General features: G+C 49.6%; 17 protein-coding genes. 8 read left to right on the forward strand and 9 right to left on the reverse strand.

Annotation, left to right across the window (positions count from 1 at the left end; all coding sequences use genetic code 11):
* Window positions 1–12 precede the first annotated feature (12 nt).
* From DCC85_RS17985 to DCC85_RS17995, 3 genes are all read right to left on the reverse strand, one after another.
* Window positions 13–2,004, reverse strand: a complete 1,992-nt coding sequence (locus tag DCC85_RS17985; RefSeq protein ID WP_108466815.1) for a peptidoglycan D,D-transpeptidase FtsI family protein — start codon at window positions 2,002–2,004, stop codon at window positions 13–15.
* Window positions 2,005–2,160: 156 nt separating this feature from the next.
* Entirely contained in the window at window positions 2,161–3,309 is a 1,149-nt protein-coding gene (locus DCC85_RS17990) for a transglutaminase domain-containing protein (protein WP_108466816.1), read from the reverse strand.
* 40 nt (window positions 3,310–3,349) lie between these two features.
* Window positions 3,350–3,790, reverse strand: a complete 441-nt coding sequence (locus DCC85_RS17995; RefSeq protein ID WP_108466817.1) for a hypothetical protein — start codon at window positions 3,788–3,790, stop codon at window positions 3,350–3,352.
* A 196-nt stretch (window positions 3,791–3,986) separates the two neighbouring features.
* On the opposite strand from DCC85_RS17995, the gene DCC85_RS18000 reads away from it, so the two are divergent.
* Window positions 3,987–5,156, forward strand: a complete 1,170-nt coding sequence (locus DCC85_RS18000; protein WP_108466818.1) for an MFS transporter — start codon at window positions 3,987–3,989, stop codon at window positions 5,154–5,156.
* 147 nt (window positions 5,157–5,303) lie between these two features.
* Entirely contained in the window at window positions 5,304–5,651 is a 348-nt protein-coding gene (locus tag DCC85_RS18005; protein WP_108466819.1) for a toprim domain-containing protein, read from the forward strand.
* 174 nt (window positions 5,652–5,825) lie between these two features.
* On the opposite strand, the gene cyoE is transcribed toward DCC85_RS18005, so the two are convergent.
* The 3 genes from cyoE to trpS form a co-directional block, all read right to left on the reverse strand.
* Complete coding sequence (cyoE, locus tag DCC85_RS18010) at window positions 5,826–6,764, reverse strand: heme o synthase (protein ID WP_108466820.1); 939 nt, start codon at window positions 6,762–6,764, stop codon at window positions 5,826–5,828.
* 336 nt (window positions 6,765–7,100) lie between these two features.
* Window positions 7,101–8,501: a group II intron reverse transcriptase/maturase gene (gene ltrA, locus DCC85_RS18015; protein ID WP_108466821.1), complete on the reverse strand. Its 1,401-nt coding sequence runs from the start codon at window positions 8,499–8,501 to the stop codon at window positions 7,101–7,103.
* A 477-nt stretch (window positions 8,502–8,978) separates the two neighbouring features.
* Window positions 8,979–9,965, reverse strand: a complete 987-nt coding sequence (trpS, locus tag DCC85_RS18020) for a tryptophan--tRNA ligase (protein ID WP_108466822.1) — start codon at window positions 9,963–9,965, stop codon at window positions 8,979–8,981.
* Window positions 9,966–10,408: 443 nt separating this feature from the next.
* Between trpS and DCC85_RS18025 the strand changes: the two genes are divergently transcribed.
* The 4 genes from DCC85_RS18025 (at window position 10,409) to DCC85_RS18040 (ending at window position 13,478) form a co-directional block, all read left to right on the forward strand.
* Window positions 10,409–11,389, forward strand: coding sequence for an aldose 1-epimerase (locus DCC85_RS18025; protein WP_108466823.1), 981 nt, complete (start codon window positions 10,409–10,411; stop codon window positions 11,387–11,389).
* Between the two features lie 154 nt (window positions 11,390–11,543).
* The gene (locus DCC85_RS18030; RefSeq protein WP_108466824.1) at window positions 11,544–11,777 is read left to right on the forward strand and encodes an alpha/beta-type small acid-soluble spore protein; all 234 of its coding nucleotides are present in this window, start codon (window positions 11,544–11,546) and stop codon (window positions 11,775–11,777) included.
* 134 nt (window positions 11,778–11,911) lie between these two features.
* Window positions 11,912–12,205, forward strand: coding sequence for an ArsR/SmtB family transcription factor (locus DCC85_RS18035; RefSeq protein ID WP_108466825.1), 294 nt, complete (start codon window positions 11,912–11,914; stop codon window positions 12,203–12,205).
* 82 nt (window positions 12,206–12,287) lie between these two features.
* A complete protein-coding gene (locus tag DCC85_RS18040) occupies window positions 12,288–13,478 on the forward strand; it encodes an MFS transporter (protein ID WP_108466826.1) in 1,191 nt (396 codons plus the stop codon).
* Window positions 13,479–13,581: 103 nt separating this feature from the next.
* Here the strand turns inward: DCC85_RS18040 and DCC85_RS18045 are convergent, their stop codons facing one another.
* Together DCC85_RS18045 and DCC85_RS18050 are read right to left on the reverse strand one after the other, a co-directional pair.
* Window positions 13,582–14,001, reverse strand: a complete 420-nt coding sequence (locus DCC85_RS18045; RefSeq protein ID WP_108466827.1) for an O-methyltransferase — start codon at window positions 13,999–14,001, stop codon at window positions 13,582–13,584.
* Window positions 14,002–14,318: 317 nt separating this feature from the next.
* Complete coding sequence (locus DCC85_RS18050) at window positions 14,319–16,127, reverse strand: M3 family oligoendopeptidase (RefSeq protein ID WP_108466828.1); 1,809 nt, start codon at window positions 16,125–16,127, stop codon at window positions 14,319–14,321.
* Window positions 16,128–16,227: 100 nt separating this feature from the next.
* Here DCC85_RS18050 and DCC85_RS18055 point away from each other — a divergent pair, with 100 nt between their 5' ends.
* Window positions 16,228–16,389 carry a YycC family protein gene (locus DCC85_RS18055; protein ID WP_108466829.1) on the forward strand — a complete coding sequence of 54 codons (162 nt, stop codon included), beginning with the start codon at window positions 16,228–16,230 and terminating at the stop codon, window positions 16,387–16,389.
* Window positions 16,386–16,619 (forward strand): hypothetical protein, encoded by a 234-nt coding sequence (locus DCC85_RS18060; RefSeq protein ID WP_108466830.1) that lies wholly within the window; start codon window positions 16,386–16,388, stop codon window positions 16,617–16,619. The genes DCC85_RS18055 and DCC85_RS18060 overlap by 4 nt, the downstream gene beginning before the upstream one ends.
* Window positions 16,620–16,702: 83 nt before the next feature.
* Here the strand turns inward: DCC85_RS18060 and DCC85_RS18065 are convergent, their stop codons facing one another.
* Complete coding sequence (locus DCC85_RS18065) at window positions 16,703–17,398, reverse strand: DUF2225 domain-containing protein (protein ID WP_108466831.1); 696 nt, start codon at window positions 17,396–17,398, stop codon at window positions 16,703–16,705.
* Between the last annotated feature and the right edge of the window lie 13 nt (window positions 17,399–17,411).

Here is a 17,411-nt window from a genome sequence, read left to right on the forward strand (position 1 = left end):
CTGCTGATTCCGCTAATGCCCCTTCTTGGGTACGCCATCCAGACCATATTCCATATCATAGGCATCGAAGATTTTGCGGGCCACCGGTGCAGCGCTTTGGGCTCCATATCCACCTTCTGGGATAACAACAGCTACCGCAAGCTTAGGGTTTTTACGAGGGGCAAAGGCGATGAAGACCCCGTTATCCGTCTGAACTCTTTTACCGTTCTTATAGATATCCTGTGTTGATGTACCTGTCTTGCGGGCGAAATCATAGGGGAAATCATCAAACGCGCTGACCTTGGTAGCCATCCCGCGAATGACCTCATCCCAGTAGCTCTTCTTAAACTTGGCTTCGTTCAACACTTCAGGCTTAAACTCCCGAATGAGCTTGCCCTGATCATCTGTAATTCTGCTGACAAGCTGCGGCGCAAGCCGCTTGCCCCGATTGGCCAGCATCGTCGTGTATTGTGCAAGCTGCAGTGTAGTGTATTTCCCCTGCTGTCCCCAAGAGGAATAGACCAGTCTGGACAGCACCGTCTCCTTCTTATCCTTATACTCCAATGTCCCAAGATACTCCTTGGGCAAATCCACCCCTGTGGAGACACCGAGGCCGAACTCTTTCATATGCTTATCCCAGATCTCAATTCCTTGGCTATGGTACTTTCTGTACAGCTTCTTGCTGATCATATCGACCATAAATACATTGGAGGAATGGCGAATGGCTTCTGCTGGGGAGCGAAGATAACCATAGACATGGCCTGAAGCATTTCTTACGCTGGCGGAATTATTTTTCCCAAAATACGTAATCCCCCTATCCTGGTAAGGCGTGCTTGTAGTGAATAAACCCTCTTTAAGTCCAACCAGCACGGAAAGCGGCTTAATGGTCGAACCCAGGAGGACCACGGATTCCAGATTGTGACCGGAGCGACCGGAGCTAAACGGCGTGATCGTACCGTTCTGATAGTTCTCAAGATCCCAGCCCTCAAGCGTATTCGGATCATAGTCCGGCATACTCGCCATAGCCACAACCTTACCCGTCTCAACCTCCATGGCTACAGCGTAGCCTGTCTTGGCACTTGGATGCGTCTGACCGCTGACAGGGTGCGTATGCAGCCAGTGAAGCTGATCCATAATGGCTTGCTGGGTTTTGAGCTGAAGCTTCGTATCAATGTTCAGATGGATATTGTATCCTCTCTCTGACGCTACAATATCTGTGATGGCATCGGCCATATTTTGCTGATTGATCGACACTGTCTTATAGCCGTTTCTGCCCCGGAGCACATCCTGGTACTGGTATTCAAGGCCATCGTACCCTACGTCCTCTGTATCGATGTACTGCAAAGCCGGATCCCCGGCCCCTCCATCCCGCAGCTTCTCATATTTATCCAAGCTGTAGGAGGCTCCCTTAAACTTCTTCACATAGCCCACCGTCTGCACAGCGATCGAATCGGGGTGGTAATGGCGGATGCTTTCCTCGACCACATCAATGCCGGGAAAATCCCCTTTATGCTCCATGAAGTAGGCGATCTCCTTCTCCGTTAGACCAACCTTCAGCCGTCTTGGGACATACCCCCCGCTGATTTTGAAATCCAGATCCATCGCTTTGAGCACTTGATCAGCGCTTGGATGCTCTGCCTTAGGATCACCGTATTTCTTAAATGCTGCTGCGATATCGGCGGCAAGCTTAACAGCCTCCGGCCGATTGTCAGCGCCCGTCTTCTGGCTGTAATCCTTGAGAAGGGTCATATAGAGCGATTGTACCGGTGTCGAGTAAGCCAGCTTGACTTCATCCCTGGAATAAATGGTCCCCCGGGAAGGCGGTAGAGGAATATGCTTCACATTAAGGTTTGCCTCCTGTACGGCAAGCATGGGCGCCTCCGCAAATTGAACGATGGCTAAGCGGATAATAATAACGGTAAAAATAGCAAATACGGCAAAAAAGAAAAAATGCAGTCGAATGACGAGGTGACGCCGGTCGGACCTTTCTTTTTGGTGAAAATAATCACTATATTTTCTTTTCATTGCAGAGCTCCCTATCCCATATTTAGCTGTATTTTACATAGTTATTTTTAATGTAACAGGGATATTCCAACACAGCGGGCGGGAGACTATAGAACACTGCTCGCAAAGAAAAGAAGCCAGGATAATGCTCCTCGCTCCTTGTAGGTCTCTATAATATTAGCCAATCGCCTTCTGGGCGATATGCGTCTTATCAAATTCGGACGGGTTAAACCAATTTCCGCTCTTAGCCCATGTTGCATCCAGCGGAATCCACTTGTCCGCCTGAGCCAGATACACCTCATTCCATGCATGTGAACCGTAGCCTCCCTTGCCGTCAGCTCCAAGACCGGTTACCACTTTCACTTTAAGTCCTTGGGACCGGGCCATCACGGCATACAAACGGGCATAATCAATACATACCCCTTTGCGCGTATCAAAGGTCATCTTCGGCGTCTGCTCATGCCAAATATTCTTCGTCTCATAGTCCGTCACTTTATCATAATCGTAGCTGATGCGGGTTCCAATCCAGTTATAGAGCAGCCGAGCTTTCTCTTCATCGCTTTTGGTTCCCTTAACGATTTGCGCTGCCGCCCGGTCCAGGTCCGCCGGAATATTCGCATCAATGACTTCATATTTGCGTTCAAGAATTCCATTCAGCTCGTTCTTCGCACTTTCCGTAAGCACCGGAAGGCGCTCCTTGATCAGCTTCCCGGAGAGCGGCTCAATCACTGTCTCTGCGCCCTGCCGGTACAGAGGCGAAGCCTCAACATAGCGGGCAAACTGGTTATCGGGGTACACCGTCACGGCGATGAACAGGACGAAGATAATGACGATACAGCGGATGGATCCGATCACGGCGCCGATTCCCGCCCCCAGCAGCCGACTGGGCAGCGAAGCGGACTTGCCGCCGGAAGCGAACCTGCCGAGAAAGCTCATTCCTGGAAGGAGCAGCATCAGCAGACCAAGCAGACAGCGGATCAGCCAATAACTGAGAAGCATTACAAGAACAAAGCGCATCAGCTGAAAATCACGAATCGCTGTCGCCGCCGTATAGTAGAACTGTTCCCAGCCGGACAGCTCCCTGTCGGGCAAATGGACGCTGTTCATCAGCCACTCCTGCACTTTTGGAGACAGCCACATCGCAAGCGGGATGGATAATAGAATACCCGCCAGCGACATCAAGCCTCCTCCAACCAAGGAGATCAGCCGACCCGCTGACCGTGAAGCTCCCCTGAGCACTCCTTGAATCACCGAGCCAACCCATATTAAGCCCAGAAGCAGGCTCACCGCATTGAGTCCCCTAAGGCTCTCCAGCCAACTATTCATCTGCTCATCCCCTCTTGGTGTATATTCGTTGCCTGGTCAGCTACTTTGAATTTTGGTTTGCTGCCTGTATTAAAGTTTCCAGCGCTTCTCCCCGCGTCCATTCTCCTAGCGAAACACCCCGGAAGGTAACTTTGACCTTCTCAGCGTTAGCCGGCCCGGACACTTTCAGGTTAGGCGTAGTTATGACGAATGATCCGTCAGCATTTCTTGTCATCTTGGCATCCTTAGCTTCATTCTTCATCACATTCATCGCTTCGCTCTTCATCGCGCTCATCGTATCATCTGTTGCCGTTGTGACCGCGTTGCTTATGTCCTTCAACGAGATACCGCTATAGACGATCAGGAAAGCGGCAATCGCAATGATCAGCACCCATTTGACCACCGTCTTAATCAGGTTCGCTATCAGGAACAGGGCGATCAGGGCAATAACAAAGACGTACCAATGCTCTTTAAAAAGGTCAATCCATGTTTGTGCATTCATCAAATAAACACTCCTGTACAGCAAAATTGGCGGAAAACCGCGTCTTCTTTCGGACGCTTTTCCTATTATACATGATGGCCCAACACGGTGTCAGCCTAACCCTCATAGCCGTCCCGAACGGTCCCTTCTCACTATCGCCCTGGCATAAGTTCGTCCCATCCTACGTACAAGTATATCAGGAGGTGAAAAGGGGCTTATGAAAACCGCAATTTGGCTGTATTTCTTCATGTTTATTGCATTCTTCGATCTGCATGCTCAATACCCGATATTAACACCGTATGCGATATCTTTGGGAGCTGCCCCGGCTTTTATCGGCTGGATGATGGGCGTCTATGCCCTTACCCACCTGCCGGGAAATTTGCTCGCCGGCCGAGGTGTAGATAAGCATGGGAGCCGACGCTATCTAGTATTCAGCCTGATCACGGCAGGGATCATTTTGCTCCTTCAGGCCTATGTGTCTACCCCATGGCAGCTGCTCGTACTTCGCTCCCTCAGCGGGTTTGTACTGGCCTTCCTGTCTCCAGCATGCCTTGCTCTGCTGGCCTCACTGTCCAGCAATTCCTTCCGGCAGGGGAAGCTGATGGCCGGACATGGAGTCATGCACACCCTGGCGTCTGTGTTGTCGCCGGCGGCAGGAGCCTTTCTTGTGGCTAAGGCTGGATTCGCCCTCACATTCCAGTCCCTAGGGATCGTATTAATCGGGGCCGGTGTCATAGCCTTGTTCACCATACGTAACCAGAGCATCCCGGTGTTGGACCAGAATACAGTGCCATCCAGCAAGCCCGCCGCTATTCCCATGGCGGCTAAAATTCCGCTGCGCTATTTCACTCTGCCTCTTGCGGTATCTTTAGCCCAAGGGATTCTGTTCTTCGAGCTCCCCATGCATGATGGAGGCACAGGCGGCGCCGGTGCGATCATGCATACCGGACTCTATTTCTCAATCCTCAGCTTGGGGGCACTCGTGACACTCTGCATGCTGTTTCTAAATCGTTATTCCCCCAAAGCAAGAGCCCTGCTCGGTGTCTTGGGCATGGCGCTATGCTTCTTCTCACTGGCTAAGCCTGCCGCTGTGCCTATGGAGGTCTCACTCTTCGCGCTTGGCATGTGCAAAGGAATTGTATATCCTGCAATTTCCTCCCTGTTCATTGAGCTGAGTGGAGGGAAGCGACTCGGGACCGTCTTCTCTTATCAATCCATCGCGATGTCGCTTGGCTCCTTTATCGGTCCGATCCTGGCAGGGCAGCTTCACTTATCGCTGTCTCCCTATTTCCTGGCCTTTATTCTGCTCATGCTCCAGCTCCTCACCCTGCCGCCTCGAAAGAAGCCGCTGTTTCCGGCCGCCACAGAGATCCCACCGGCAGCTTAGGAGCAGAGTTGAATTATTTCGTTCAGACAGGCAAAGCCGATTTATGAATCGGCTTTGCCTGTCTTTGCATGAAGCCCCGAAATCGGTTTACACTAAGTGTACAAGTAAGCAGCATGATTACCAGCCAAAACGCGAGGTGGGGCATTTATGGCGATAACTGTAATTGTCGAAGGAAAAAATGATAAGAGCAAGCTGCGAAGGCTGCTCAGTCCAGAGATCAAAATTCTCTGCACTTTCGGTTCATTGAGTTCTCTGAAGCTGGATCAGCTGCGCAAGCAGGCCGGCGATGACGAGATCTACCTGTTTATGGACAATGACGCATCCGGTAAGAAAATCCGAGGCATTCTAAGAGATGCCTTCCCTGATGCGGAACAGATTTACACCCGGCGGGGCTACGCCGGCGTAGAAGGCACACCGGATGAATATGTGATCGCCCAATTAGAAAAAGCTGGCCTTGAGGAATTCATCCTCTATCCTCCTCCGGAATTTTACTAATTATATAGAATGAACTAAGAAATAAATGTTATATAGCCGTACTAGGCCGTTATATATAGAAAGAGTTCAATGTGAAATTTTAGTTCAATCTATATAGAAATCGATATCTTCCTATAAGAGATAAAAAAAGAATCCCATGAAAGACATGGGATTCTTTGCTTATTTCCAGCCATCTTACAGATGGGTAGTATTTAGGAACATTACGATCAAGCTGATCGTCAAATGATTGATAGAAAAAATAAATACCTTCTTAGCCCAAGCATCCGTATCCTGCTTCTTAATTCCCATCAGCGCCATGACCAGCCATGCTACGCTGAGCAGCTCGCCAATGACCAGGAACCATATTCCTGTATACCCATAAGTGTACATCAGCACTGGGATCGGCAGCAGCAGAACGAGATAAGGAATCATCTGCAGCTTAGTTCTATTAACGCCCTTCACAACAGGAAGTACAGGATAACCAGCTGCCCGATACTCCTCTACACGGCGAATCGCCAGCGCCCAGAAATGGGGCGGCTGCCACAAGAACAGCAGCGCGAAGATCAGCCAAGTCCCAAGGTCCACTTGTCCCGATGCGGCAACGTAACCGATCACTGGCGGCATAGCTCCAGGAATAGCACCCATGGACGTGCTCCAAGTCGAATGACGCTTAAGCCACAGTGTATAGACAATAGCATAACCGAACATCCCTACAGCGCCGAACAGGCCAGCAAGCCAACCACCGGAAACGAATAATACGCCGAGACCAAGCACACCGAGAATGACGGCATACCACATAACCGTCCGTGGGGATAACTTCTGCAGCGGCAGCGCTCGGTTCTGAGTGCGGGCCATCTTGGTATCCAAATCCCGGTCAAAATAATTGTTAAACACACAGGATGAGGCAATGGTTAAAGACGTTCCAATCATGATAAATATAAGCTTTATGAAATCCAGATCCCAATGCGAAGCCAGCCAGAATCCGGCAAAGGTCGCAATCAGATTAGATCTCAGAATCCCTGGCTTGGTTAGTGCGACAAAATCTCTCCATGTAGCGGATTCACCTGACGGAGAGGGTCTGAAGGACAGCGCTGGGTTATCCGAATTGGCTTGATAGCTAACGGATTGTTCCATTAAGATTCCCTCCTGATCATATATTATTCATCCCTTGTACGAGTCAACCGCTGCACCAGCGGTTTAAAGATGAACTGTAAGCTCTAAAAAAGAGCAGTAAAAAACAAGCATTTATCAGCTTGTATATAAGAAAGATCACACTTTCTGCTCCGATATAAACTTTATCATATACATAACGGAAAATGTTTGACAATCATGTGCTGAACGCGCTTTTTCTATGACAATTTAGTGACACTCGAAAAAGATGCTGACAAAGATCAATCGAGTAGGAGGCTATTCATTAGATGAGTAGCCGACCTCTCACACCACCGTACGTACCGTTCGGTATACGGCGGTTCAACCGCATAAGTGCAATTTACGTAGACGCTCGTATTGCGCAGGAAAGTCATAATATCCTGCCTGTACGAGCTTTTTGTTTGTTATGGAACGAGACAACACTGGACTTCCGGCGATGCGCCAGTACCCGAGACGGGAATTGCCCCACTGGTAAGCCTGCCATTCCGGTATCCCCAGCTTCCGCAGGTTTTGTACTTTTGTTCGCGGCTTTTTCCACTGTTTCCAGATGTACATCCGCAGTCGTCTTCGCAACCATTCGCTCCAGCTTTGCAGGATCCGTTTCATGTCGGCCACATAGTAGTAACCAATCCATCCCCGAATGTAGACTTTCACCTTTTCCATGACTTGGCGAACATTTCTGCCCTGGCTGCGACTTGTGAGTTCTTTCAACTTCTTCTTCGCTTTTGCGAGGGATTGTCCATGGGCACAGATATACATGCCGTTCTTGTTCTTTCCCAGGGCAAAGTCGAGAAATTTGAAGTGCTTTCGAGCCACTACGCTACCGACCTTACTTTTCTGCGTATTGATCTGGAGTCTCAGTTTGGTCTCCAGGTACTTTCCGCAGGATTCCAGTAGCCGCACCGCTGCCAATTTGCTTTTGGCAAGCACCACAATATCGTCCGCATAGCGGATGACGTTCACTCCGCGGCCTTTCATCTCTTGGTCAAATTCGTTCAGGTAGATGTTCGCCAGAAGCGGCGACAGGGGGCCTCCCTGAGGGGAGCCTTCTTCTGTTTTGCAGTGCACCCCGTTCTCCATAACCCCACTTTTCAGGTATCTCTTAATCAGTTCGGTTACGCGTCTGTCCTGAATTTGTTTGCGCAAAAGATGCATAAGCAGCTCATGATTCAGCGTGTCGAAGTATTTGGAGAGGTCGATTTCTACTGCGTAGCCGTATCCCTGTTCTGCATAGTCTTTCACCTTGCGAATGGCCTGTTGTGCGCTCCGACCGGGGCGGTAGCCATAGCTTCCCTCCGAGAAGAGCGGCTCGAACAGGGGCTGGAGCTGCTGGGCGACTGCCTGCTGAATCACTCGGTCTACGACCGTGGGTATGCCAAGCTTCCGTACTCCGCTTCCATCTGCTTTGGGAATTTCCTTGCACCGTACTGGGCTGGGCTTGTATCTGCCTTCCCGGATCTTTTGCAACAGCTCGTCTCTATGTTCCTGCAGCCAGGGTAGCGCGTCTTCTACGGTCATTCCGTCGATTCCTGGCGCTCCATGGTTGCGTTTGACCTGTTTGTAGGCTCTGTTCAAATTGTCTCTGTCCAGAATCTGCTCCAGCAGGTCTGTTGCACCGCCTCTTTCTTTACGTTCCCGAGTGCCGGCGCTCCGCACTCCCGCATGCTCTTCGCGTTCCACGCTATCCCTTTGCAGGTAGCCCTTTCGGTATTCTGCTTTCATCGCGTCAGCTCTCCTTTCGGTATGTACTCGAGACTTACGATTGTTCGGCCCTTCCCCGAAAAAAAAAACCTTCCGGGTACTATGGCCTCTGCTGACTTCTCACAGCAAGCTTTACTCCGTCTTTCGGTTTTTTTTTCCTACTTGTCGTCTGTGAGACCTCCCCGGGTAAGAGCGATAACCTTCCCCTCATCTATCTGCCACATTTACACCATGGGATTCGGGCAGTATTGGACTTTGCTTTGTAGTGCAAGCTCGTCCGTCCCATGATGCCTTCTATGTGATTTCTGTTCGTCAGACCGAGGGTTTGCCTCCGGCTTCCTTCAGATTCCGCCTCGCGGCGGACACCCTTGCCTTCAGCTAACAGTTCCTACTGCCAAGCCTGTAGCGGACTTTCACCGCCGAGTTATCTCCCATGCCGGGCGCACACCAAAAAAGGCGCCTTTCGGCGCCTTTTCCAGCTTACTTGATCTTACTTGATTATGCTTTTGGAATGAATCCCATTCGTTCATAGATAAGCTTGAGATTTCGCTCGGCGGTCTCGCGGGCCCGATCAGCACCCTGCCGTAAAATCTCATGAATTTCACCAGACTTGCGAATCTCATGATAACGCTGCTGGATCGGTTCAAGCACGGAAACAACCACTTCAGCCAGCTCCTTCTTGAACGGACCGTACATCTGACCTTCATAACGCTGCTCCACCTCAGCAATGGACAGGCCGCTAAACTCACTGTAAATACTGATCAGATTGCTGACCTCCGGCTTAGCTGCAGGATCATACCGAACCTCCTTGCCTGAATCTGTGGTCGCTCTGCTGATCTTCTTACGGATCACGTCCGGCGCATCCAACATGTTGATTCGGCTTCCCTCGTTCGGATTACTCTTGCTCATCTTCTTCGAGGCATCATCCAGGGACATAATCCGTGCCCCTACCTTAGGAGTATAGCCCTCTGGGATGTGGAAGAACTCTCCATAGCGATGATTGAATCTTCCTGCAATGTCTCTTGCCAGCTCCAGGTGCTGCTTCTGATCCTCACCCACCGGAACCAAATCCGTGTTAAACAGCAGAATATCTGCTGCCATCAGCGAAGGATAGACGAACAAGCCAGCACCCACAGATTCTTTCCCACTGGATTTATCCTTGAACTGCGTCATCCGTTCGAGCTCACCCATCGAGGTAAGCGTAGTCAGCAGCCAGCCTAGCTCTGCATGCTGCGGCACATGGGACTGCATATAAATGTTCGCTTTCTGAGGGTCTACTCCCACGGCAACATACAGCGAAGCCACGGATTCGGATTGCTCACGCAGTGCCGCAGGGTCCTGCGGAACCGTAATCGCGTGCAAATCCACGACCACAAAATTACACGCATAGTCATGCTGCAGCTCCACAAAGTTGCGGATCGCGCCGAGATAATTGCCAATGGTCAAATTACCGCTTGGCTGTACACCGGAAAAAACAGTTTTCATGTCATTCTTCCTCCTTACAATAGCCGCTTAAAATAAAAAAGGCCCCACGTCCGCAAGGGACGTGAGACCGTGGTGCCACCCTATTTCGCTGAAAGAGTACATAACTAAACAACCGTTGTGCACAATCAGCCTTATATTCCGTAACGTGGAATCCGCGTCCTCCATACTAGGTTACCTGCCTAAAATAACCGTTCCGTCGGCACTCAAGGGTCCATTCACCGCAAAGCTCTCTACCGGTTTGCATCAACCACCGGCTTTCTGCGAAGAGAGACTATTCGCTTACTTGTCCCCGTCATCATTTTACTGTCAGTGTAAGTTGTTATATGATCATCATAACGGCGGTTTCAAGGCAATGTCAAATCCCTTTTTTCCGTCTGCGTGTAAAAAGTGTTATTATAGGTCTAGCACACAATCTTGATTATAGTGGGAAAAGGAGCATAGATATGAAAAAAGTGACCAAAGGCCAATGGAATGGTTACGACACATACATCCTACATAGCCGCGAACTTGAAGTCACGCTGCTGCCCCGCCTCGGCAATAATGTGATCGGAATCAAGGACTTAATTCAGCAACGAGAAGTGCTGCGCAAGCCTGATGAGAGCGATTTGGATTTTTATCTGCAAAAGCCCTACCATTTCGGCATACCTTTGCTCATACCACCAGGAAGAATTCGCAAAGGACGCTTTTCCTACGCTGGACAGACGTATCAATTTGACCAGAATACTGCCAATGACAATCATATTCACGGCCTGCACCGGACTCAGAGCTGGTGCGTAAGTGATATAGAAGAAGATGAAGAAGGGTGTACAGTCACTACGGAATTTATGTCTTCTGACGATCCGAACTGGATGAGACAGTTCCCGGTTCCCCTTAAGATCGAAATGACACTGAGGCTGCAGGGAGCCTCCCTGTCCCAGACCTTTAAGGTGACTCATTTAGGAGATCAGCCGGCTCCATTCGGCCTGGGACTCCACACTTGGTTCATGATTGACGGAGAGCCGGAGAATTGGACCCTCCATCTTCCCGTTACCGCAAAGTACGTCTCTGACGAGCAGATTATTACGACAGGGGAAACCGCTGAGCTCGGGAATTTGGATGCACTTAATCACGGCCTTAATCTTCAAGGTACGAACTTTGATACCATGCTCAAGATTGGTGGCAAGCAGGCGGAAGCTCTGCTGCTCCGCAAGGATGGCTATGGTCTGAAATATTCAGCAGATCCTGAATACTTCAAGCACTGGGTGCTTTATACCAAGGGTGAAGCAGACCAGTATATTTGCATCGAACCCTATACTTGGCTTCCAGACGCTCCTAACTTGAATCTATCCCATGAGGAGACCGGGCTGATTGAGTTAAAGCCGCAAGAGCCTATCGAGCTCACCTTAAATCTTGAGCTTCTATACCCGCAAGAAAAGCAAGAGTAAATTACAAATAGACATTAAAGCCCGCATTAACTGCGGGCTTTTGCGCGTGTATAGCAGGTGAAATAATTACCATCTCTGAATTTGCTTGAAAGAACGCATATTTTCGAAGCTCAAAACCATACTAAACTCACAAAGGCCAAAGGAGGTGACAAACATGGCAGGTCAAAACCAAGGCCGCGGAAGCCGTTCCAATAGCTTGGTCGTTCCTCAAGCGACTGCAGCATTGCAGCAATTGAAATTCGAGGCTGCACAAGAATTGGGCGTGCAAATCCCGCAAGATGGTTACTACGGTAACTACACTTCTCGTGAAACTGGTTCCCTCGGGGGCTACATCACGAAGCGTTTGGTCCAACTGGCTGAGCAACAGCTGTCTGGACGCAACCTGTAATTAGCCTTCTCATTTTACAACGATAAAGAAGCGGACGGACGCAGAATTGTCCGTCCGCTTCTTGCTTATCCTGCTCAGTTCAACTCTAAAAAAGAAACCTTGACAAGCTCCAAATTATGAATAACAATAGTTCTATGACTATTGAACAAACATTATTAGCTGATGATGTACGCGTCCGTATTTTTAAAGCACTGGCCGACGGCACCCGATTACAGATTATTCGTACCCTTAAGGAAAGCGGGGTTGAGATGAACTGCGGCGAAGTCGGTGAGAAGTGCGAAGCTTCAAAGTCGAATGCCTCATACCATTTCAGAACATTAAGGGAGGCCGGACTCATAACCGTTCGCAAGGAAGCACAAACGAAATACATACATCTCAACGTAGAGACATTCGACTCATACTTGCCCGGATTTTTAAGCTCGATCTGACGGGCTTTTTTTTCGGACTATAGTTCAATAGTTATTTAACTAATGAAATAATGAAGTATACATATGGAGGTATAAATCTATTATGAATCGCAGTATTTCTCTATTTTTCATCATCATGTTCGTGATTGGTACCGATACATTTCTTATTTCCCCAATGCTCCCAATGCTTCAAAGTGAATTTCATGTCCCTACGAGCCAATCGGGCTGGATGGTCAGCTCGTACTCGCTCGGATATGCGCTGTTCGCTCTGATTGCCGGTCCGCTCTCCGACCTATGGAATCGCAAACGAATTATGCTCTTAGGCCTACTTGCCTTTGCCATATCTACCGGACTGTGCGCTGCGGCATTTAATTTCTGGTCCATGAATGCCTTCCGGTTTGCAGCCGGCGTTAGCGCCGCTTTTGTGACTCCGCAGGTCTGGGCCTCGATTCCGCTGCTCGTCCCTCGGGCCAAAGTGCTGCAAGCCATGGGCATCGCTACGGCCGGGCTATCTGTCGCACAGATGCTGGGGCTTCCGCTCGGCAGTCTGCTTGCCGCACTGAGCTGGCGTATTCCGTTCATCGTTATCGGCTGCATAGCAGTGCTGCTAGCTGCCCTGATTCTGTTCGTCCTGCCGGAACTGAAGACCTCCCCGGCATCATCACGCACCCGAGCAGTATCCTTATTTCGTTCTTACAAAGAGCTGTTTAGCTCTCAAACTGCGGCCATCTTTGGCTTTCTGGCCTACTTCATTTTTCAGTTTGGCAACTTCTCTGCCTTCTCTTTTCTCGGCACCTGGCTCAAAGCCGACTTCCATTTAAATATTACTGAGATTGGATTAACAATGCTGTTCCTTGGCCTTGGAAATCTCCTTGGCAGCTTGGGCGGCCCTTATCTAATCCTGCGCACAGGACGCAAGCTGGGACTTGGCATCGGGCTGACCCTTATCGCCGTAATTTACCCTTTGCTGGCACTCAGCCACCAGTTATGGATGGTCAAAGGCGGCCTGCTGCTGATCTTCGCAATCTGCGGTGCCTTGTTCCCTGTCCTGATCAGCTATCTTCAAGACCTGGCCGGTGCGGCAAGGGGCACAGCCGCTGCACTGACCAACACCCTAATGTATCTGGGAACCACCCTTGGCGCAGCGGCAGCAGGCACACTGTTCTCTTGGACAGGCGGCTTCTTATCCGTTACAATTCTGACGAGTATCTGCTTTCTTCTCTCAAGCATCGTATTTGTTAAGCTCTTCTCCGCAGCGGATGCAAACCGTTCGGCCACGATGCAAGAAACATAATCTGCTCATCCCATTAAAAAAAGCAGGGCAGCCCTTGTACAAGGCTCCCTGCTTCTTAACATTGTATTCTGTTCTAGAAGCTGCCTTCTATCTTGTGATCTTGCTAGGATAAATCTTTCTTCATTTCTTGGTATGTATGACTTGATGGTGTTCTAGGATAGCGAATCATTAAATTAGCCATATTGTAGTTCGACTCCAATGTAGCATCCACGATCAGCGACTGCTGTCGAAGTGCAAATTCATAGCTAATCTCTCCATGAGTCCACGCTCTCTTGAAGTCCAGGGATGCAATGGCCATGTTGCGGAATGAAGAACACTGCTCTTGAGTCAGCCCATGATCCCCTTCAGCAAATCGGCCGTTACGTCCCGAAATTGGATTATGCCTAATTCCAAATTTGCCGACCACATTGTTGCGGATTTGAATAAACACCGTACCCGAGGTTAGTCCGGAAAGCTCTGATTCCAATTCCCTAAATACCATATCCACTTGTCTGGCAAGGGAAAGTTGATTATTATTCAGCATATTTCCACCCTCCTTTCCGCATATAATCCACCCAAATCTAGGGCTTATGTCTCATTATATTCCAATCCTTTATACCTATCAACAAAAAGGTACAATTTTAGGTATTTATACCTATAATACCTGGTTTTTGCTGGATTTTCTTCGCTTTGATTCGCCAAAACTGCTCAGAATACGACAGAAACTACGTATTTCACCTAAACAGAAACGGAGTGGGTTGCTTCCCCTCAGCTATCAAAAAATAAACCGGCGAGGCACTAAGGGCCCCGGCCGGTTTATGTGAAGGAATATTTTGCTGAAGTGATTTACTCTCCTGCTTCCTATTCCTCAGTCATTTCCAAAAATTGCTCTACATCGGCAACCGACAAAGCAATGGCCTCACGCCAGAAATCCGGCTTCGTCAAATCAACGCCCAGATGCTTCTGCGCTAGATCCTCTACCTTCATACGGCCTGTATCCTGAAGCAGCGCATCATACTTGGCAGCAAAGGTTGCGCCTTCTGCCTGAGCACGGGCGAATAATCCGCTGCTGAACAAGAAGCCGAAGGTGTAAGGGAAGTTGTAGAACGGCACTCCGGTAATATAGAAGTGCAGCTTAGACAGCCAAAAATGCGGGTGGTAAGATCCCAGCGCTCCACAGAAGGCTTCCTTCTGCGCTTCTTCCATAAGCTCACACAGATCTTCGGCGCTAAGAAGCCCGGCCTTACGCTGATCATAGAATCGAGTCTCAAACAGGAAGCGAGCATGGATATTCATAAAGAAGGCAACACTCCGTTGGATCTTCTCTTCCAGGAGGGCGAGCTTCTCTTCCTTGTCCTTTGCGGCACTTACTTGAGCCGTGGATAAGATGTTCTCAGCAAAGGTCGAAGCTGTCTCTGCTACGTTCATGGCATAATCTTGACAGAATACAGGCAAATCTCTCATGACATGCTGATGATAGGCATGACCCAGCTCATGCGCCAGCGTAGAAACGTTCGAGGCCGTTCCCCCGTATGTCATGAAGATCCGTGTCTCCTTGCTTTCCGTCAATGAGGTGCAGAATCCACCAGGGCGCTTGCCTGGCCGGTCTTCAGCTTCAATCCAGTTCTTGTTGAAGGCATCTACGGCAAACTCAGACATCTTAGGACTGAACCCGTTAAATTCCTTCACGATTACTTCAGCGGCATCCTCATATGGGATTTTGCCGCCTTCCTTACCGCCCATTGGCGCCTCAACATCGGCCCAGCTAAGCTTATCCACGCCGAGCAGCTTCGCCTTGCGCTCCAAATATTTAACAAAAACCGGCTTATGCTCGGTAATTACTTGCCACATCGTGTCCAGGGTCTCACGGGACATACGGTTGATCGCGAGTGGCTCCTTCAGCACATCTTCCCAGCCGCGTTTGGCGTAGAGCTTCAGACGGAAGCCGCCCAATCGGTTCAGCGTATCCGCACCATAGTCAGCAAGCTCCTTCCAGGTAGCCTCCCACTTGGCGAAAATGTCTTCACGAACATCACGGTCCGTATCATGCATCTTATTTGCCGCCTGCCCTGCGGACAGAATGACTTCCTCACCTTTATCATTCTTGTAAGGGATACCGAACTTGCCCACAATCGTGTCATAATGCTCGCTCCAGCCATGGTAGCCGTCAACAGCCAGGTCCAGAACCAAGCTCTCTTGTTCGGGCGGAAGCTTCTCTTTTGCACGGTCACGGCTCTCTGTCAAGGAAAAAGCAATCGGCGCAATATCTTCACGGCTGATCCATGCGCTGAACAACTCATCATCCACTTGGCGAAGCACATTCTCAAATACGGCTGTGACTGATTCCAACCGGGCCCCTAAGGAAGTCATCCGGTCGGATAGCTGAATAGCTTTCTTGTCCTGCGTATTCTGTGCTGTCAGACAACCGATAAAGCTGCTTGCTTCACCCATGCGGGAATATACGCTTTGCAAGGTGTTAATGAACGAATCCAGACCTTTGGTATCCTCCAACGTCGAAGGTGCCGATGCCTGTTTAATTTCCTGGTCCAGACGGGCGATGTCCGCTTCAAGAGCTTCGATAAAGGACTTAAGCTTTGCCGACTCCGAACCGCCAGGGAAGATGGACTCCAAATCCCAGGTCAAGCCGATGGGTTTATTTAAATGATTCATGATTCACTCATCCTTTCATTTGGGGAATAGTTGATACAATTAGGCCTCGAAGTGTATAACTATGTTATAGCCCCGTATGGGGCAGACAGGAGGTATAAACATGAGACCGCTGCAGATATCCGCAGAAACTGCCGTCAAATTAGCCGATAAACTCGGTGTCCCCCTAGAACAGCTTATGCATATGCCTCAGCATATCTTGCTGCAAAAACTCGGGGAGCTTGCCAAGGAAGACGCACGCCAGGAGCCTCCCAAGGAATCATGATTCCCTTTAACAGAGCGCTGCCCTACGATCTTGTCATGGGCGATATTTATGTATCCGAATGCCCTTTCTGCGGCAAGGAAAATGTGCTGGTTCCCATGAAGCCTAATGAGCTGGAGAGCGTACGTGACGGCAAGAAGAAACTGCTCGTCTTCCCATGCTGCCATCACAAATTAACTGTGCTGGACAGTGACGAGGATTATTTGCTAACCGACACCATTGTCCGGCATTAATCCGTCCACTGCCCATTTATGTAAAGACCGCTTCGAATATGAAGCGGTCTTTGCATATTTCTTTCCCCGAGTGACCCGAAAAATTATTTCATCTCCTCAGGAAGCTCATGCTTGGCTTGAAGCATCTGTTCCCTAAGAACAGACCATTGCTCTCTTGAAGCGCGAATCATCGCGGCATCCGTAATCTTCTGGTCATTAATCACTCTGGAGAACCAGCGGACGGCCTCGGAGAAGTTCCCTGTCATCCGGTTTAATTCTCCGATGAGATACATCAGCTTGGCATCGCTTGCACTCACGCCTTCAAGTTCATAGACACGAATGTAAGATTCCAGGCTGAACTTCAGAAAACGCTGCTCCTGCTCACGATTCTCCTTATAACGATACAGCCAGGCAATATGATGAAGCAGGCTGGCAAGGATTCGATCCTTCTCACCTATGCTTTGAGCACAGAGCAGTGCCAGCTTGTAAGTCTCAAGAGCCATCTCCCAGCTCCGCTTTCCGCTATAGTCCCGCGGAACCATTCGGCCGCCAAGCTCCTTGCGGAATTCGGTGCGTTTTTGATCGCTCAGCTTCTGCGAGAAATGCTCTGTTGAAGCAAAGCCGCAGTGTGGACACACCCTAACTACGTAGTAGTCGGGATTTTCATTTTGATAATATCCGCAAAAGTCTGAATCTGTCTTAATCGCTCTCTTGAAGCTTGGGCGGACTCGGGAGCTCTTAAAGGTCTCCTCACAAACTGTGCAAGTAATCTGGATGGAATAAAGTGGCTCTAGTTCCACGTCTCATTCATTC

The organism is Paenibacillus sp. CAA11 (assembly GCF_003060825.1).
GTDB lineage: Bacteria > Bacillota > Bacilli > Paenibacillales > Paenibacillaceae > Fontibacillus.